The sequence below is a fragment of the uncultured Streptococcus sp. genome (genome assembly GCF_963516575.1).
Lineage (GTDB): Bacteria > Bacillota > Bacilli > Lactobacillales > Streptococcaceae > Streptococcus.
Genome location: NZ_CAUQCP010000040.1, coordinates 1 through 19,453, shown reverse-complemented (window position 1 = coordinate 19,453; position 19,453 = coordinate 1). Strand labels below are relative to the sequence as shown.

Genomic DNA, 19,453 nt, shown 5'->3' with positions numbered 1-19,453 from the left:
AGTATAACCGTGCCAGACAGGCGGCGATTACACAAGAAATTACAGAAATCGTAGCAGGAGCTAGTGCCTTAGAATAGGCTCTAGTCCAGCTCGTATGAAAATGAACTTAGGACCTAGTTGAGCTAGGGACCGACAGTATCTTATATAGAATAGGAGAAGGAGATGAGTTCAGGTAAAATTGCTCAGGTTATCGGACCCGTTGTAGACGTCTTGTTTGCAGCAGGGGAAAAACTTCCTGAGATTAACAATGCACTTGTCGTCTACAAAAATGACGAAAGAAAAACAAAAATCGTCCTTGAAGTAGCCTTGGAGTTGGGAGATGGTATGGTTCGTACTATCGCCATGGAATCAACAGATGGTTTGACTCGTGGAATGGAAGTATTGGACACAGGTCGTCCAATCTCTGTACCAGTAGGTAAAGAAACTTTGGGACGTGTCTTCAACGTTTTGGGAGATACCATTGACTTGGAAGCTCCTTTTACAGAAGATGCAGAGCGTCAGCCAATTCATAAAAAAGCTCCAACTTTTGATGAGTTGTCTACCTCTTCTGAAATCCTTGAAACAGGGATTAAGGTTATCGACCTTCTTGCCCCTTACCTTAAAGGTGGTAAGGTCGGACTTTTCGGTGGTGCTGGAGTTGGTAAAACCGTTTTGATTCAAGAATTGATTCACAACATTGCCCAAGAACACGGTGGTATTTCAGTATTTACTGGTGTTGGGGAACGTACTCGTGAGGGGAACGACCTTTACTGGGAAATGAAAGAATCAGGCGTTATCGAGAAAACAGCCATGGTATTTGGTCAGATGAATGAGCCACCAGGAGCACGTATGCGTGTTGCCCTTACTGGTTTGACAATCGCTGAATACTTCCGTGATGTGGAAGGCCAAGACGTGCTTCTCTTTATCGATAATATCTTCCGTTTCACTCAGGCTGGTTCAGAAGTATCTGCCCTTTTGGGTCGTATGCCATCAGCCGTTGGTTACCAACCAACACTTGCTACGGAAATGGGTCAATTGCAAGAACGTATTACATCAACTAAGAAGGGGTCTGTAACCTCTATCCAGGCTATCTATGTGCCAGCGGATGACTATACTGACCCAGCGCCAGCAACAGCCTTCGCTCACTTGGATTCAACAACAAACTTGGAACGTAAGTTGGTACAATTGGGTATTTACCCAGCCGTTGACCCACTTGCTTCAAGTTCACGTGCCTTGGCACCTGAAATCGTTGGAGAAGAGCACTATGCAGTTGCTGCTGAAGTAAAACGTGTCCTTCAACGTTACCATGAATTGCAAGATATCATTGCTATCCTTGGTATGGATGAGCTTTCTGATGAAGAAAAGACCTTGGTTGCACGTGCACGTCGTATCCAGTTCTTCTTGTCACAAAACTTTAACGTTGCGGAACAATTTACTGGTCAGCCAGGTTCTTATGTTCCAGTTGCTGAAACTGTTCGTGGCTTTAAGGAAATCCTTGATGGTAAACATGACCACTTGCCAGAAGATGCCTTCCGTGGTGTAGGTTCTATCGAAGATGTGATTGCAAAAGCTGAAAAAATGGGATTTTAAGAGGTGATCTATGGCTCAGTTAACTGTCCAGATCGTGACACCAGATGGTCTCGTCTATGATCACCATGCCAGCTATGTATCAGTTCGAACTCTGGATGGTGAGATGGGGATCTTGCCACGACATGAAAATATGATTGCGGTTTTAGCAGTTGATGAAGTAAAGGTAAAACGTATTGATGATGAAGATCACGTGAACTGGATTGCAGTAAACGGAGGCGTTATTGAAATTGCCAATGATATCATTACAATCGTTGCGGATTCTGCAGAACGTGCTCGTGATATCGATGTTAGCCGTGCAGAACGTGCCAAGCTTCGAGCAGAGCGTGAAATCGAAGAAGCCCACGAGAAACACTTGATTGATCAAGAGCGTCGTGCTAAGATTGCTTTGCAACGTGCTATTAATCGTATCAATGTCGGAAAAAGACTATAAGAAAAAATGAACTTGAGTTACCAAGTTCATTTTTTATGTTTTTTTAAGGAGCAAAACTGATGCAGACCGCTTCTGGTACATGGAAGTCGTTAGAAAGTTCTGCTAGACGACCAGTTTCAGGATTGCGTTTAAAGACGGTTGCATTGTCAGAGTCTTGATGGACAGCAATAACAAATTCTTGGCCTGGTGTCAAATCAAAATCACGTGGAGTCTGACCATGTGTTGGAACGATTTCTAATAACTCTAAGCTGCCGTCCGCAAGGATTGTATATACTGCGATAGAATCATGGCCCCGGTTAGAAGCGTAGAGGTATTTACCATCTTTAGAGAGACGAATAGCAGCAGTTCCATTAAAGCCTTCATAACCGTCTGGTAGAGTTGAAATGACCTGCATGCGTTCAAATTCGCCAACACCATCGTAGATTAAAACTTCGATAGTGCTATTGAGTTCACAAATCAGATAAGCGATTTTATAGTGGTTATGGAAAACGATATGGCGTGCTCCTGCTCCTGGCTGGCTGTGATAGGTATAGAGCTTAGATAATTTCCCTTCTTGATTAAGGTCGTAAGTAATTACTTGGTCAGTACCCAAGTCGCAGGTCACTAGATAGTGGTCAGGTGTTAAGTCTGTAAAGTGAACATGGGGCGAAGCTTGATTTTCGTGTGGACCTTGGCCACTGTGTTGATCCACATCACTAAGTAGAAGACGACCATCTTCCTGACGTTTATAAACAAGAACCTGCCCTTTGTGGTAGTTAGCTGCGTACACTAAATCGCGCTTTTCATCAACAGAAACATAACAGTGGGGAGCTCCTTCTTCAACGACATGATTTAATAAAGTTCCATCAGTTTGATAGGCTGCAATGCCCCCCTTGTCATCCTGACTACCAACGGTGTATAGATGTTGCTTCTGGTCAAAAGCAAGATAGGTTGGACTTGGTTCAGGAGCAAAAAGTTCTAGATTTGAAAGCTGCCCAGTTTCTGTATCAAAGTCTGCCTTGTAAATCCCTTGGGAAGTACGACGTGTATAAGTTCCAAAATAAACAGTTTCTTTCATAACTTTACCTCTATAATAAAGATAAGACTATTATATCACAAAAATTTTAGTTGGAGGAACTCTATAACACAGAGGTAAATATAATAAAATATCAAATTAAGCTTAGTTTTGTATTGATTTCCTTTTGAAAAGTGCTATAATAATCCTATACAAATTGCAAAGGAGTTTTTTTATGAAAAAACGTGTTTTCTTAGCAGCTGGAGTTGCTGTACTCTCAGCAGCTGTTCTAGCAGCTTGTTCATCTGGTAATGGGAATAAGGAAGCAACTAAACCAGTTACTTATGCCTATGTATTTTCATCAGATCCTGCAACTCTGGATTATACAGTTTCTGGGCAAAATTCTACAAAACAGATTACTGGTAATGTCATTGATGGACTACTGGAAAATGATCAATACGGGAATCTAGTACCATCAGTTGCAGAAGATTGGACTGTTTCCAAAGATGGTTTGACTTATACCTATAAAATTCGTAAGGGTATCAAGTGGTATACCAATGAAGGCGAAGAATATGGAGAAGTTAAGGCTCAGGATTTTGTGACTGGTCTAAAACACGCAGCTGACAAGAAATCAGAAGGACTTTATCTTGTACAGGATTCTATTAAAGGATTGGATGACTATGTAAATGGGAAAACAACGGATTTTTCTACTGTTGGTGTAAAAGCAACAGACGATTATACTGTAGTCTATACTTTAAACCATCCAGAATCATTCTGGAATTCGAAAACAACAATGGGAATTCTTGCTCCTGTTAGCGAAGACTTTTTAGCTTCTAAAGGAGATGACTTTGGTAAGGCGACTGATGTAACAAGCATTCTATACAATGGGGCTTATCTTCTCACAGGTCTTACATCTAAATCTTCTATTGAAATGACCAAAAACCAAAATTATTGGGATAAACAAAATGTCTTTATTGATGATATCAAATTATCATTCTTTGATGGTCAAGATGCTGACTCTCTTGGACGTGGATTTGATGAAGGAAATTATCCTGCAGCACCTCTCTTTAAAAACTCTGCTAACTATGAACGCTTAAAAGAAAAATACAAAGATAACATTATTTATAGTCAACAACAAGGAACTACTTTCTATATTTCGACTAATATTGACCGTGTTGCTTACAATCACACCGCTAAAACAAGTGATGCAGAAAAAACATCTACTAAGAAGGCCTTGCTGAACAAAGATTTCCGTCAAGCTTTGGCTTTTGCTACAGATCGTAAAGCAGGAATCTCTCAAGTATTTGGGGACGAAGTAGCACCGCGTAAATTACGTACAAGTTTAACACCTCCAACATTTGTACAAGTAGGAGAGCAGTCATTTGGGCAAGTAGCTAAGGCAGAATTGGATAAATTAGATGGTGTATGGAAAGATGTCAGTCTTGATGATGCCCAGGATTCACTTCATAATGTAGATAAGGCTAAAGCTAAATTGGAAGCTGCCAAGAAAACTCTTCAAGCTGATGGAGTACAGTTCCCTATTCATTTAGATATTCCAGTATCTTCTACTCGTCCACAGTTTGTGCGTCAATATCAATCTTATAAACAATCTATCGAGGAAGCTCTTGGATCAGATAATGTTGTAGTTGATATTCAACAAGTTTCTGATGATGAATTGGCAAGTATGACAGTTCTAGCTACTTCTAATACCAATACTGACTGGGATATTAATGCAAATAGTGGATGGGGGCCTGATTACGCAGATCCATCAACTTATCTAGATATATTTGATCCAACATCTGGACCAAATCTTCTTGGTTCCCTAGGTGTAGTACCAGGTAAAGACAGTCCAGCAATCAAAGCGGTTGGGTTAGATAAGTTTAAAGAGTTAATCACGGATGCTAATAGTGAGAAAACAGATCTTGAAAAACGATATTCTAAATATGCAAAAGCTCAAGCTTGGTTAACAGACAGTGCCTTGGTTATTCCTGCACAGTCAAACGGTGCCCAAATGCTAGTATCGAAGAAAGTTCTAGGTACTGGTGCAGATGGCTGGGTAGGTGATAAGACTGGTGAACTTAGCTATAAATACCTTAAAATCCAAGATAAGATTGTCACTACTAAAGAAATGGATGAGTTCCGCAAGAAATTTGCTGAAGAAAAAGCCAAATCAAACGCAGATTATCAGAAGAACTTAGACCGTCATATTCAAGACTAATCGAATCTCCTCTTTTGAGGGGATTTTTTATGTCTCTGTCTCCATGTAAGCACTTTAAAAAAGAGTTATTTTGATTCAAAAATGGTATAATGAGAGAACAATAGAAAGGAAGTATTTATGGAGCAAAAAGAGAAACATTTTAGCCTATCTTGGTTTTTCAAGTGGTTTTTGGATAACAAGGCAATTACGGTATTTTTGGTAACCTTATTATTGGGACTGAATCTTTTTATTTTAAGTAAGATTAGTTTTTTATTTTCACCTGTTTTAGACTTTTTAGCAGTTGTGATGCTGCCAGTCATTCTGTCTGGTCTGCTATATTATTTGTTGAATCCTATTGTTGATTGGATGGAGAAGCATAAGGTTAATCGTGTTATAGCTATCAGTATTGTCTTTGTGATTATCGCCCTCTTTATCATTTGGGGCTTGGCAGTCGCCATTCCAAATCTACAACGTCAGGTTTTAACATTTGCAAGAAATGTACCAATCTATCTCGAAGATGCAGACAGAGTTATTAATGATTTGGTAACCAAGCGTTTGCCAGATGATTTCAGACCTCAGTTAGAGCAAGTTTTGACCAATTTTTCTAGCCAGGCTACAGTTTGGGCAAGTAAAGTTTCATCTCAGGCAGTCAACTGGGTGAGCGCCTTTATTAGCGGGGCATCTCAAGTGATTGTTGCCTTGATTATCGTTCCTTTCATGCTCTTTTATCTCTTGCGTGATGGGAAAGGTTTGCGCAACTATTTGACCCAATTCATGCCGACGAAATTGAAGGAACCTGTAGGACAAGTTTTATCAGATGTAAATCAACAGTTGTCCAACTATGTTCGAGGGCAAGTAACAGTGGCTATTATTGTAGCAGTAATGTTTATCATCTTCTTCAAGATTATCGGTCTACGCTATGCGGTTACGCTGGGTGTTACTGCTGGTATCTTAAATCTGGTTCCTTATCTTGGTAGTTTCCTAGCCATGATTCCTGCCCTAGTATTGGGTTTGATTGCTGGGCCAGTCATGCTGTTAAAAGTGGTGGTTGTCTTTATCGTAGAACAAACTATTGAAGGCCGTTTTGTCTCTCCATTGATTTTGGGAAGTCAATTAAACATCCATCCCATTAATGTTCTCTTTGTCTTGTTAACTTCAGGATCCATGTTTGGTATTTGGGGAGTCTTACTCGGTATCCCAGTTTATGCCTCTGCTAAGGTTGTCATTTCAGCCATTTTTGAATGGTATAAGGTAGTCAGTGGCCTATATGAACTAGAGGGAGAGGAAATCAAGAGTGAACAATAGTCAACAGATGTTACAGGCTTTGGAAGAGCAAGATTTAACCAAGGCTGAGCATTATTTCGTCAAAGCTTTAGAAAATGATCCAAGTGACCTTCTGTATGAGTTGGCAACTTATCTTGAAGGGATTGGTTTTTATCCTCAGGCCAAGGAAATTTACCTGAAAATTGTAGAGGATTTTCCAGAGGTTCATCTTAATCTAGCAGCGATTGCTAGCGAGGATGGTCAAATCGAAGAAGCTTTTGCTTACCTAGAGGAAATCCAACCCGACAGTGACTGGTATGTTTCGGCTTTGGCTCTGAAGGCAGACCTTTACCAGCTGGAAGGTTTGACAGATGTGGCGCGTGAGAAATTGTTAGAGGCCTTGACTTATTCAGAGGACCCTCTCTTGATATTGGGATTGGCAGAGTTGGATAGTGAGTTGGAAAATTACCAAGAGGCCATTCAAGGCTATGCCCAGTTAGATAATCGTACTATTTATGAGCAGACAGGTATTTCCACCTATCAACGAATTGGTTTTGCCTATGCTCAGTTAGGGAAATTTGAAACGGCCACAGAGTTTTTAGAAAAAGCCCTAGAGTTAGAATACGATGACCTAACAGCTTTTGAGTTGGCCAGTCTTTACTTTGATCAAGAAGAATATCAAAAAGCTGTCCTCTACTTTAAGCAGCTTGATACTATTTCTCCTGACTTTGAAGGATATGAGTATGGGTATAGTCAGGCTTTACATAAGGAACATCAAGTTCAAGAAGCCCTGCGTATCGTTAAGCAAGGCCTGGAGAAAAATCCCTTTGAAACTCGTCTCTTGCTAGCTGCTTCACAATTCTCTTATGAACTGCATGATGCCAGTGGTGCAGAAAACTACCTCCTTACTGCAAAAGAAGATGCTGAGGATACGGAAGAAATCTTACTCCGTCTAGCTACTATTTATCTAGAACAGGAGCGTTATGAGGACATTCTAGACTTACAAAGTGAGGAGCCAGAAAATCTCTTGACCAAGTGGATGATTGCTCGTTCCTATCAAGAAATGGATGATTTGGATACCGCCTATGAGCATTATCAAGAGTTGGCAGGAGATTTGAAGGATAATCCAGAGTTTCTGGAACACTATATCTACCTCTTGCGTGAATTGGGCTATTTTGAAGAAGCAAAAGTCAATGCACAAGCTTACTTAAAACTAGTTCCAGATGATGTACAAATGCAAGAATTGTATGAAAGACTGCAGGAATAAAATGATTTAAAGCTATATCTTATCAATTTTGAAAGATATAGTTTTTATTTTTGTTAACAATGTAATTTTTTTATAAAAATAGTTGTAATTTAGTTTATGTATGCTATAATAGGGACAATTATTTTAAGGAGGTGTCAGTATGTCTTATTTATTTGAGATATTACCGAGTTTATTGAGCGGTGCAAGCATGACTTTACAGGTTTTTGCACTGGTCTTGATTTTTTCTATTCCCTTGGGCGTTTTGATTGCCTTTGCCTTGCAAGTCCATTGGAAGCTCCTCCATCATCTGATTAACATCTATATCTGGATCATGCGAGGAACACCCTTGCTCTTGCAATTGATTTTTATCTATTATGTGCTCCCAAATATTGGGATCCGTTTGGATCGCCTTCCTGCGGCTATCATTGCCTTTGTTTTGAATTATGCTGCTTACTTTGCTGAAATCTTCCGTGGGGGGATTGATACCATCCCTAAAGGTCAATATGAGGCTGCTAAGGTCTTGAAGTTTAGTCCTTTTGACACAGTGTGCTATATTATCTTGCCTCAGGTGACCAAGATTGTTCTTCCAAGCGTATTTAATGAGGTTATGAGTTTGGTCAAGGATACGTCTCTAGTCTATGCTCTAGGTATTTCAGACCTTATCTTAGCAAGCCGAACAGCTGCCAACCGTGATGCCAGCCTTGTTCCCATGTTCTTGGCAGGAGCCATTTACTTGATTTTGATTGGGATTGTGACAATCATTTCCAAAAAAGTTGAGAAGAAGTACAGTTACTATAGATAGGAGGCTGTCATGTTAGAATTACGAAATATCAATAAGAAATTCGGAGACAAACGAATCCTGTATGATTTCAGTCTAAGTATTCCCGAAAAGCAAATCCTAGCTATCGTTGGGCCTTCGGGTGGAGGTAAGACGACTCTCTTACGCATGCTTGCGGGTCTTGAAACCATTGATTCAGGTCAAATCTTTTATAATGGAGAACCCTTAGAATTGGACGAACTGGAGAAGCGGAATCTACTGGGATTTGTATTCCAAGATTTTCAACTTTTTCCTCATTTATCCGTTCTAGATAATTTGATCTTATCACCTGTGAAAACAATGGGAATGAAGCAGGAAGAGGCTGAGCAGAAGGCGCGTGGACTCTTGGAACAGTTAGGGCTAGCAGGACATGCAGATGCTTATCCATTTTCATTATCAGGTGGGCAAAAGCAGCGAGTGGCTTTGGCGCGTGCTATGATGATTGACCCAGAAATCATTGGTTACGATGAACCAACTTCTGCACTGGATCCAGAATTACGCTTGGAAGTGGAAAAACTAATCTTGCAAAATAGGGAACTTGGCATGACCCAGATTGTGGTTACCCATGATTTACAGTTTGCGGAAAATATTGCAGATGTATTATTAAAAGTAGAACCTAAATAGGAGGAAAAAGTGATGAAAAAATTGATGCTTATACTAGTCAGTCTAATGACTGCTTTGTTCTTAGTAGCTTGTGGGAAAAACGCTAGTGAAACTGGTGGAGATAATTGGTCTAAGTACGAGTCTAACAAGTCTATTACTATTGGATTTGATAGTACTTTTGTTCCAATGGGATTTGCTCAGAAAGATGGTTCCTATGCAGGATTTGATATTGATTTAGCTACAGCTGTTTTTGAAAAATATGGAATTACGGTAAATTGGCAACCGATTGATTGGGATTTGAAAGAAGCTGAATTGACAAAAGGAACGATTGATCTGATTTGGAATGGCTATTCCGCTACAGACGAACGCCGTGAAAAGGTAGCATTCAGTAACTCATATATGAAGAATGAGCAGGTATTGGTGACTAAGAAATCTTCAGGTATCACGACTGCAAAGGATATGGCTGGAAAGACATTAGGAGCTCAAGCTGGTTCATCTGGTTATGAGGACTTTGAAGCAAATCCAGCGATTTTGAAGGATATTGTTGCTAATAATAAAGCGAATCAATACCAAACCTTTAATGAAGCCTTGATTGATTTGAAAAACGATCGAATTGATGGTCTATTGATTGATCGTGTCTATGCAAACTATTATTTAGAAGCAGAAGGCGTTTTAAACTATTATAATGTCTTTACAGTTGGACTAGAAACAGAAGATTTTGCAGTTGGAGCACGTAAGGAAGATACAACTCTGGTTAAAAAGATAAATGAAGGATTTTCTAATCTTTATAAGGATGGTAAGTTCCAGGAAATCAGCCAAAAATGGTTTGGAGAAGATGTAGCAACCAAAGAAGTGAAAGAAGGAAAATAAAATAGATAACAAGCCTAGTTTTTACATTTAAAACTGGGCTTTGTTTTTTTATAGACTTTATTTTATAAAGCTAGAGTAACTTCTAAATTTTTTAGCTATTTTGGGCAGTTCTTATGCATCTAGCTTAATTCTGTAATCCCTTATCTATTGCTAAAATTCAATGAAGAGGTGATAAAAATATCAGAAAATTCCTTTTTATAATTAAGTTATATGAATAATCAAACAATATAGAAAATCTCTAAAGTAATATAATTTATATTTTTGTAAGGGATTACTAGAAGACGGAGTTTGTGAAATTATTTTGGCGAGTATAGCTCAAAATGTTTGATTTATAGACATAAAAAGAGTATAATAAATTGTGACCCTTTAAAATATGCCTATATATTTTAGGGGGGGGGCTTTTTGTTTAGCCTTCTTGAATATATTAACTGATAATTATCAGAAAAAAGGAGTAAGGGAATGTTTAAACCCAAAGGGCATCATGTTCGTCAATCACAAGTGGAGAAATTCACACGTTATAGTATCCGTAAGGTTAGTTTTGGTGCGGCTAGTGTGGCTGTAGCTACTGGATTGTTTTTCCTTGGTGGAGGAAGCGTCCAAGCGGCTGAACAACTAACCAATTCAGAACCTACAGAAGTTCAAAATCCTCAAAATCTAACTGATAAGTCCTCGGAACCCTCTAAGGAAGTTACTGGACAAGCATCTGCTACTGATAAAGCGCCCGATGGACAAAATAATACTTCTGTAAAAGAGTCTGCTGCTGACAAACAAGCCGGTGAAGTTGAAACTCCAAATGTAGCGACGAAAAAAGTTGCTATTAATACAACAGCGTTAGAAGATTTAGTTACTAAAGCTGAAAGTCGATTAAGTCAATTAACTGAAGGCAAGAAAACAAAATCAGTCATTGATGATGCTAAAAATTTGGTTAATAAAGCAAAAGAACTTCTAAACGATGATACAAAAACACAGACAAAAGTAGATGCACTTGCTAAACAACTTTCAAGTAGCCTTGTCATTTTAAACAGTATCAAATCAGAAGCAACAGAAGAGAAAGTAAACAAAAACCAAGACTCAAGAAATGGACAAGCTATTCCTGGAAAAGATGAGAGTGGGTTTAGAGCGGATACATCAGGTAATGGTGGTACAACAACTGTAACAAATGATGAGTTGACACCAACAACGCCAGCGAAACCAACTGCGAAAAATATTATAGGTAGTACAAGTACAGTATCACGAGAAAACTTTACAGGTTGGGATACGTATAAAATGCCGTTTGGTGTCCAATCTGGATCAGGAACACTAGGGGTAGACTCAGCGGAACAAAAAGCGAATGCTGAAGGATTACAATTCAGAGTGTTTTCTGATCAAAGAGCAGGTACGCGTGTTACACCTGGACCATCTAACTTTACATTTGAGTTGCAACCAAGTGATGTCAAGGCACGTGTTGACTACGGATTGAAACTTCCTGCAGAAGAAGTACAAAAAATTATTGAAGAAGCTCCTCTATGGCGTGGAAAATTGAAATATAATAATACAAGAATTCAAAGTTCAGCTGCTTCTACTTACTTTGGTGGTGGACCGTACGAATATTTATTATCAAGTATTTATAAACTTGGTTATGAACAAGGAATTGATAAAGTTTACGTCAAAGATGCAAGTAAACGTATTGAAGTAACAGAAGAAGCGAAAGCGGCAGGTTGGACTGTTTCTGATTTTACAGTATCAAATATGCCTGGGGGATTAGTATATGATAAACAATCGGATAGTATACAAGGGGTTGTAACGCATAGTAGTCCATTTAACTATCAAAAACTAGTGGCGACAGTTACTTTTACTAATACCAAAACTGGAAAAAATGTAAGAATTCCGTTAGATCTACATAGATACGGTGGTACAGCATGGAAAGATGGTACGCCACCTACGTTAGAAATTAACGATGCCGTTAAAGAAGGTAAAGTAGGAGAAGAACTTGTAGTACCAGTAGAATATAGAGATGCTGGAGCTTCCCATGCCGGTGCACCAAATGGTAGAAATATTCCTTATAATTTAACGGATGAAAATGGAAATCCTCTTAACCGTACAGCAACGATTAGAGAAACTGTGGGACGTGCAATTCTTGGTGTTTCTGGAGTGAAAATTACTGGAACTACAGGGGCAGGCGCTAGTACTGTTACAGATTTAACAGGGGATGACACTAAAATTCCTGGTGTCGGTTTCACAATTGCCTCAAATGACATGACTGAACGAAATAAAAATGGATTTAAAGGGACACCGACTGAAGCAGGGATTTACCGTGTCTCAATTTATGCACGAGACTATAAAGAAACGAATGCGAATGAAGCATATGCACATGCTACCTTTAAAATTTCACCTGCAGTATCTGTGAAAAATGTACATGCATATGATAAAGAGGTACCAATTACAATTTCAAGAGGTGCTTCAGAAGCTACGATTACATTACCAGATGGCACAAATACAAAAGTTGTTGCCAAAGATGGGAAATGGGTTGTTACAGAAACTACAAATACAGCTGTAAATGTTAATGATGAAATCGGTACAGTTGGCGAAACTTTCAATCTAAAAGTACTTCCAACTGCAACAGCTAAAGCAGCTACGGATAATATTAAGGTAACTGCAAGTAGTGAAAATGTAACAGCAACATTTACAAGAGCAGAAGTAGCTTTAAAAACTAAACTTGGAGAAAATGTAACAGCAACCTTTAATAAATCAACAGGTCGTTGGGATTTACCAGCTGAAATCGCTGAGAAGAAAACGGTTAACAGCGATGGAACGACTACATGGTTAAAACGTGACCTATACGTTGATGTTGATAAAAACGGTGAAACAATATTCAATGTCTATGAATATACTCGTACCTTAAATGCAGAAGGAAAAGTAACAGCTGTTAGCGATCCTACTCGTACATTAACAACTTATAACAAAGAAAATGCAGCAAATAGTGCAGCGGAGTCAGCTAATGATACGAATAAAGGAATGATTGTAACTGTAAAATATAACAAGGGACTAAATAAATGGACTGCAGATGATAACTCAACTGTAACAGCAACGAAAACTGGAGATAAATGGACAATTTCTACTTCATCAGGATTCAATGGAACAGTTGATGCAGTTTATGCAGAAAGTTCAGATAAAGCGTCTGTATTAAATGATGCTCCGACAGTGCATTCGACTTCTTATACAACTGTAAAAGGTGCAACAGTAGATTTAGTAAAACAAAAATCAGCTACAGTAACGATTACAGATAAAGAAGATGATGCGACAACTGCTCCAACGAAGAAGGAAACAACAGTTACAAAAGTAACATTAACAGCTCCTTCAGGGAAGGTAACAGAATATACTAGTGTTTCAGATGCAGCAGCGGTGAAATTAACAGAAACAGGAGAGTACACTGTTAAAGTAGATGTAAAAGACAGTAATGGAAATAAAGTTACTGCAGATTCAGATACAACAACAGGAACAAATGAAAATGACAATTCTGCGGTAGCTTCAACGACCTATGTGATTACAGTTAAAGATCAAGAAACAAATAAATTATATAAAGTAGAAGATGATACTGTTACGAATGACGAATTAAAAGCAAAAGTAAACCCTACAACTGTAGAGGGATTCACTCCAAGTAAAAATGATATTACGGATATTCCAACTACTACAGGTAAAGCTGGGCAAACATTGCCAACTCCTGCAACAGTTACGTACACAAAAGATACTGAAACAATTCAAGTAGAAACAAAAGTGGATGTTGTAGTCTTACCAAAAGTAACACCAACAGGAGTAACAGTACTAAAAGATAGTACTAACTTAGAAAATGTAGTAAAAGAAAAAGCGAAAGAAGCAGTTAAAGCAATTGCCACAGATAAAATTCCTACGGGAGTTACTGTATCTATTAAAGAAGTAAAAGCAGGAACTCTTTCAGGAACAACTACAATAGGTGACCAAACTCCAGCAAAAGTAGTAGTAGAATACAAAGATGCTAATAATAATGTTGTTGAAACTAGAGAAGTTGAAGTTCCAGTAACGGTGGTAGGATCTACAGTAAATAAAATTGTTAAGTTTGAAGATGATGAGTTAACAGATAACGAAGTAAAAGCAGCTGTAACACCGGGAACAAATGGAACTAAAGGAGAACCGCTTTTAACAGCTAATATTACAGCTGAACCAGGTACGAAAGAAGTTGCCATTCCGGTAACATATAATAATGGTGAGTTATCGGAAAGAGTAGTAGTCCCAGTCGTAGTCTTACCAAAAGCAACTGGTGAAGCAGATGTACCAAAAGGTTCAACAGTAGATAAAGTAAAAGAAGTAGCGCAAGCAAAAGCGACAGCATTAGTAGAAGCAGTCAAAGGAAAATTACCAGCAGGAGCAACAGTGACAGTTGGTGATATAACAGAAGCTGTTGCAGAAACTCTAACAAATGAAAAAGGTACAAACAAGGGTGTTGTAAATGTTCCAGCAACATATACAGTAGATGGAAAAACATACAATACAACAGTACCAGTAACGATTAATGTATTAGGTTCAGAACCAAAAACAGTCTACACTGTAGAAGGAACAAAACCAGATGCTGAGAAAGTTAAGAATGCTGTAACACCAGGTACTGGAGGAACAGTTAATGCTCCAACAGAAGCAGGATTACCAGAAACAACAGGTAAAGTAGGAGCAAAAGATGTAACTGTACCAACAACAGTAACATATCCAACAGGAGATGAAACTGTAAATGTACCAGTTGAAGTATTACCAAAAGCAACACCAGAAAAAGTAACAACATTAAAAGATACAACTGGTGACAACCTAACAACAGCTGTAAAAGAAAAAGCACAAGCTGCACTAGGTAAACTAACATTACCATCAGGAGTTACAGTAGAATTAGTACCAAATCAAAATTATGCTGTTCCAGCAACAGATTCAAATGGTGATAAAACAGCAGTACCAGTAAAAGTACAATACAAAGACGCTACAGGTACAGTAGTAGCAGAAGATACTATTTCAGTCCCAGTTACAGTAGTAAGCTCAACTCCAAGTAAAATTGTCGTGTTCGAAGGTGAAAAACCAACAGCGGAACAAGCAAAAGAAGCCGTAACACCAGGAACAGATGGTACAAAAGGGGAACCAACAACATTACCAGAAACAACAGGTAAAGCAGGAGCGACTGATGTTAAAGTAGACGTACCAGTAACTTATGACAATGGTAAGTTAACAGAAACAGTAAGTGTTCCAGTAACAGTATTACCAAAACCAGAAGCTGATGAAATTCTAGTTGCTAAAAATAGTGATAAGGATAAAGCTAAAGAAAAAGTCCTTGCAAAAGCGAAAAAAGCAATTGAAGATTCAACATTTACAGGTAAATTACCACAAGGTGCAACCGTTACTGTTGATGAAACAGCTACAATAACTGTGCCAGACTTAACAGAAGATACTGAAGTGGATGTACCAGTTAAATACACTGTAGATGGTCAAGAAAAAACGACTACTGTTAAAGTACCGGTTACAATTGTAGAAGGTGTTCCGCAAATTGTACCTGTAAAAGAAAATAATGATGTTTTACCAAATCCAGAGAAGAGTATCGATAAAGAAGATTATCCAGAAGGATCAACATTTAGATACAAAACTCCAGAAGGACAAACAAGTCCAATCGATGTAACAACAACTGGAGATAAGAACGTGGTTGTTGAAGTGCTTGACCCACAAGGAAACACAATTGTTGAAGTACCAGCAACTGTACGTGTAGTAGGTAGCACACCTCAATTTGTGGTAGCAGATCCAACTAAGAAACAACCAGAGGTAAAAGACAGTATCACTCCAGGAGACTATCCAGAAGGAACAACATTTGAGTACAAGACACCAGTAGATACAACAACTGCAGGAGAAAAAGATGTAACTGTTGTAGCTAAGCTAAATGGTCAACCAATTGCAGAAGTTCCTGCAAAAGTAGTGGTAGTAGATCCTAAGACACAATACGTAGTAGCAGATCCAAGCAAACCACAACCAGATGCTTCTAAGAGCATTGATCCAGAACAATACCCAGATGGCACAACATTTGAGTACAAAACTCCAGTAGATACAACTACACCAGGAGAAAAAGATGTAGTTGTCGTTGCGAAAGATGGAGAAGATAAACTTGTTGAAGTACCAACAAAAGTGAAGGTTGTACAAGGAAATCCACAAATCGTTCCAGTGGATGAAGGTAAGAAACAACCATCTCCTGAAGATAGTATTGATTCGAATGATTACCCAGAAGATGCAACATTTGAGTACAAAGAGGAAGTAGATACATCTACACCAGGCGATAAGAAAGTTACTGTTGTTGTGAAACAAGGGGATAAGGTATTGGTTGAAGTGCCATCTACAGTACGTGTAGTTGAAAGTTATCCTAAATATGTCCCAGTAGATCCAGCTAAGAAACAGCCAGATCCAAAAGAAAACATTAATCCAAATGATTTCCCAACTGGAACAACATTTGAATATAAAGATAATACTCCAGTAGATACAACAACACCAGGTGAAAAACCTGTAACGGTAGTAGCTAAGCTGAATGGACAACCAATTACAGAAATTCCAGCGACGATTGTAGTAGTAGAATCTAAGACACAATATGTTCCAGTGAATGCTGAAGGTGATAAGAAACCAAAACCACAAGATAGCATTACACCAGATGATTATCCAGAAGGTTCAACGTTTGAATATAAGACTCCAGAAGGGCAAACAACTCCATATGATGGAACAACACCGGGTGAAAAAGATGTTACTGTAGTCGTGAAAGATTCAGATGGAAATACAATTGTAGAAGTACCTGCGAAAATTAAAGTTGTTCAAGGTAAAGAACAATTAACTCCAGTAAATGCTGAAGATAAAGATAAACCTAAAGCTGAAGATAGTATCACACCAAGCGACTATCCAGAAGGGTCAACGTTCGAATACAAAGTTCCAGAAGGACAAACAACTCCATATGATGGAACAACTCCAGGGGATAAACCAGTTACAGTAGTTGTAAAAGATAAAGATGGAAAAGTGTTAGTAGAGGTACCAGCAACCATTAAAGTTGTGGAATCAAAACCTAAACCAATCGAAACACCAGTAACGAATACTCCATTAGAAAAAGGTGACTATACTAAAGGTCTAAATGTTCCAAAAGAATCAACAGTTGAGGTAGTAGGTGGTCTTCCAGACTTAACAACACCAGGAGAAAAAACTCCTGTAGAAGTTAAGATTACATTGAAAAATGGTAAATCATATACAGTAAAAGTACCTGTAACAGTAACACCAGTTAAGGAAATTGAAACACCAGTTACAACAGATAAATTGACTCCAGAGGATATCTTGAAACAAATTAAAGTACCAGAAGGAGCAACAGCTAAGGTCGGAGACTTACCAGATTTAACAACACCAGGTAAGAAAGACCCAGTTAAAGTAACTGTGACATTACCGAATGGCAAAGTGGTTACGGTAGAAGTTCCAGTAAATGTAACACCAATTACACCAATTGAAACACCAGTAACAAAAGACAAACTGACTCCAGAAGATATCTTAAAACAAATTAAAGTACCAGAAGGAGCAACAGTTAAAGTAGGAAGCATTCCAGACTTAACAACACCAGGTAAGAAAGACCCAGTGAAAGTAACTGTGGAATTACCGAATGGAAAAGTAATAACAGTAGAAGTACCAGTAAATGTAACGCCTATTGAAGATATTGTTAAAAAACAAGGTGATCCAATTACTGCGGAAGATGTTGAAAAACACATTCCAAAAGGAGTAAAAGTTATCTCAATTGGAGATAAACCTACAACAGATGTTCCAGGTGAAAGACCAAGTATTCCAGTTGTGATTGAATTACCAAATGGAATTCGAGTGACTGTAAATATACCTGTAATCGTAACTCCAAAAGTAACTCCTATTGTAGTGGAAGTTGGAACTCCTATTACAGAAAATGATGTCAAGAAACGTATCGACTTACCAGAAGGATGGGAAATTGTTGAAGTAGGAAAAATTCCAACAACAGAAACACCTGGAGCAAAACCAGTGGTTAAAGTGAAAGTAAAATTACCTGATGGTCGTATTATTACAGTGGAAGTTCCTGTAACAGTAACACCTAAATCACAAAATGGTGGCGGAGCAATTGCTCAAAATGGTGGTTCAACTGTGCAGATTGTAACGGAATATCTAGATGAAAATGGTAACCGAATTACTTCAGATAAAGAAGGAAAACACAATCCAATAGAGTTGGAAGGATATGAATTTAGTCATTCAACAACGGATGCTAAAGGAAATACCCTACATCACTATAAGAAAGTGAAAAAACCAATCAATCAAGAGACTCCTACAAGTCCAGAAAAACCAGTAGCTACTCCAGTTCAGACAAGTTCTACAGATTCTAAACAAGTAGCTGAAACAACCGTATCCAATGACAAGAAGGAATTACCAAATACTGGTACAGAAGATAAGGCTGGTCTAGCTAGTCTTGGACTTCTTGGAATGTTGGGTGCATTCGGACTTGTAGCTCGCAAGAAAAAAGAAGACTAAGAAAGAAACTTCCTTTCTAAAGTTTGATAAAAAAATAGACTGAGGTGAAAACTTCAGTCTATTTCTTTTGGCTATGAAAAAATCCCCTGACAAGAGTCAGAGGATAAGAGCTTATTTCATTGTTGGGAAGAGTAATACATCACGGATAGTGGTTGTATCAGTGAGGAGCATGCAGAGACGGTCGATACCGATTCCCAAACCACCTGTTGGTGGCATACCGTATTCAAGGGCTTCAATGTAGTCATAGTCGATTCCTGTCGCTTCATCGTCACCAAGTTCTTTGGCTTTAGCTTGGGCTTCGAAGCGACTAAGCTGGTCGATTGGATCGTTGAGCTCAGTAAAGGCATTACCGTACTCCTTAGTCATGATGAAGAGCTCGAAACGGTCAGTAAAGCGTTCGTCTTCAGGATTCTTCTTCGCAAGTGGAGATACAGCTACTGGATGTCCATAGACAAAGGTTGGTTGGATCAAGGTTTCTTCAACAAACTCTTCAAAGAAGGCATTGATAATGTGACCAACTTCAGTGTAGTGCTTCTCAACTGGAACTTTCTTCTCAGCAGCGATAGCTTTAGCTTTCTCCAAAGTCATATCTTGCCAGAAATCTACACCAGTAATTTCTTTGATAGCATCCACCATATGAACACGTTTAAATGGTTCATTGATTTTGATTTCAGTACCTTGATAGTTAACTGGGCCATCGCCTTTAACTGATTTAGCAGCGTGTTGGATAATGCCTTCAGTCAAGTCCATGATGTCTTGGAAGTCTGCATAAGCTTGGTAAACTTCGATGGAAGTAAATTCAGGGTTATGAGTAGCATCCATTCCCTCGTTACGGAAGATACGGCCAATTTCATAGACGCGTTCCATACCACCCACGATAAGGCGTTTCAAGTGAAGCTCAGTCGCGATACGAAGCACCATGTCAATGT

12 protein-coding genes are annotated in these 19,453 nt (G+C 38.6%); 10 read left to right on the top strand and 2 right to left on the bottom strand.

Going from position 1 to position 19,453, the window contains the following annotated elements:
* The 3 genes from RWM06_RS09695 to RWM06_RS07650 all read left to right on the top strand — a co-directional run.
* Window positions 1-77 (top strand): F0F1 ATP synthase subunit gamma (locus RWM06_RS09695; RefSeq protein WP_399553534.1); only part of this gene is annotated, 77 nt, incomplete at its 5' end.
* Between the two features lie 85 nt (window positions 78-162).
* Window positions 163-1,569 carry a F0F1 ATP synthase subunit beta gene (gene atpD / locus RWM06_RS07655; protein ID WP_000094357.1) on the top strand — a complete coding sequence of 469 codons (1,407 nt, stop codon included), beginning with the start codon at window positions 163-165 and terminating at the stop codon, window positions 1,567-1,569.
* 10 nt (window positions 1,570-1,579) lie between these two features.
* The gene (locus tag RWM06_RS07650) at window positions 1,580-1,999 is read left to right on the top strand and encodes a F0F1 ATP synthase subunit epsilon (protein WP_042900827.1); all 420 of its coding nucleotides are present in this window, start codon (window positions 1,580-1,582) and stop codon (window positions 1,997-1,999) included.
* Between the two features lie 43 nt (window positions 2,000-2,042).
* On the opposite strand, the gene RWM06_RS07645 is transcribed toward RWM06_RS07650, so the two are convergent.
* A complete protein-coding gene (locus RWM06_RS07645) occupies window positions 2,043-3,056 on the bottom strand; it encodes a lactonase family protein (protein WP_313970697.1) in 1,014 nt (337 codons plus the stop codon).
* Window positions 3,057-3,228: 172 nt separating this feature from the next.
* On the opposite strand from RWM06_RS07645, the gene RWM06_RS07640 reads away from it, so the two are divergent.
* The 7 genes from RWM06_RS07640 to RWM06_RS07610 all read left to right on the top strand — a co-directional run bounded on the left by RWM06_RS07640 (window position 3,229) and on the right by RWM06_RS07610 (window position 18,524).
* A complete protein-coding gene (locus RWM06_RS07640; RefSeq protein WP_313970696.1) occupies window positions 3,229-5,211 on the top strand; it encodes a peptide ABC transporter substrate-binding protein in 1,983 nt (660 codons plus the stop codon).
* A gap of 117 nt (window positions 5,212-5,328) precedes the next feature.
* Entirely contained in the window at window positions 5,329-6,495 is a 1,167-nt protein-coding gene (locus RWM06_RS07635; protein WP_313970695.1) for an AI-2E family transporter, read from the top strand.
* Window positions 6,485-7,720, top strand: a complete 1,236-nt coding sequence (locus RWM06_RS07630) for a tetratricopeptide repeat protein (RefSeq protein ID WP_313970694.1) — start codon at window positions 6,485-6,487, stop codon at window positions 7,718-7,720. The genes RWM06_RS07635 and RWM06_RS07630 overlap by 11 nt, the downstream gene beginning before the upstream one ends.
* Before the next feature lie 139 nt (window positions 7,721-7,859).
* Entirely contained in the window at window positions 7,860-8,501 is a 642-nt protein-coding gene (locus RWM06_RS07625; RefSeq protein ID WP_313970693.1) for an amino acid ABC transporter permease, read from the top strand.
* Window positions 8,502-8,510: 9 nt separating this feature from the next.
* Window positions 8,511-9,140: an amino acid ABC transporter ATP-binding protein gene (locus RWM06_RS07620; RefSeq protein ID WP_313970692.1), complete on the top strand. Its 630-nt coding sequence runs from the start codon at window positions 8,511-8,513 to the stop codon at window positions 9,138-9,140.
* A gap of 12 nt (window positions 9,141-9,152) precedes the next feature.
* Complete coding sequence (locus RWM06_RS07615) at window positions 9,153-9,989, top strand: amino acid ABC transporter substrate-binding protein (protein ID WP_313970691.1); 837 nt, start codon at window positions 9,153-9,155, stop codon at window positions 9,987-9,989.
* A gap of 459 nt (window positions 9,990-10,448) precedes the next feature.
* Window positions 10,449-18,524, top strand: a complete 8,076-nt coding sequence (locus RWM06_RS07610) for a Rib/alpha-like domain-containing protein (RefSeq protein WP_313970690.1) — start codon at window positions 10,449-10,451, stop codon at window positions 18,522-18,524.
* 111 nt (window positions 18,525-18,635) lie between these two features.
* Here RWM06_RS07610 and RWM06_RS07605 read toward each other — a convergent pair.
* Window positions 18,636-19,453, bottom strand: an 818-nt coding sequence (locus RWM06_RS07605) for an amino acid--tRNA ligase-related protein (protein ID WP_313970689.1), incomplete at its 5' end; no start/stop codon positions are given.

What these genes read in the sequence shown, in the direction of transcription:
- atpD (WP_000094357.1), top strand. Translation starts at nt 163, where the DNA reads ATGAGTTCAGGTAAAATTGCTCAGGTTATCGGACCCGTTGTAGACGTC.
- RWM06_RS07650 (WP_042900827.1), top strand. Translation starts at nt 1,580, where the DNA reads ATGGCTCAGTTAACTGTCCAGATCGTGACACCAGATGGTCTCGTCTAT.
- RWM06_RS07645 (WP_313970697.1), bottom strand. Translation starts at nt 3,056, where the DNA reads ATGAAAGAAACTGTTTATTTTGGAACTTATACACGTCGTACTTCCCAA.
- RWM06_RS07640 (WP_313970696.1), top strand. Translation starts at nt 3,229, where the DNA reads ATGAAAAAACGTGTTTTCTTAGCAGCTGGAGTTGCTGTACTCTCAGCA.
- RWM06_RS07635 (WP_313970695.1), top strand. Translation starts at nt 5,329, where the DNA reads ATGGAGCAAAAAGAGAAACATTTTAGCCTATCTTGGTTTTTCAAGTGG.
- RWM06_RS07625 (WP_313970693.1), top strand. Translation starts at nt 7,860, where the DNA reads ATGTCTTATTTATTTGAGATATTACCGAGTTTATTGAGCGGTGCAAGC.
- RWM06_RS07620 (WP_313970692.1), top strand. Translation starts at nt 8,511, where the DNA reads ATGTTAGAATTACGAAATATCAATAAGAAATTCGGAGACAAACGAATC.
- RWM06_RS07615 (WP_313970691.1), top strand. Translation starts at nt 9,153, where the DNA reads ATGAAAAAATTGATGCTTATACTAGTCAGTCTAATGACTGCTTTGTTC.
- RWM06_RS07610 (WP_313970690.1), top strand. Translation starts at nt 10,449, where the DNA reads ATGTTTAAACCCAAAGGGCATCATGTTCGTCAATCACAAGTGGAGAAA.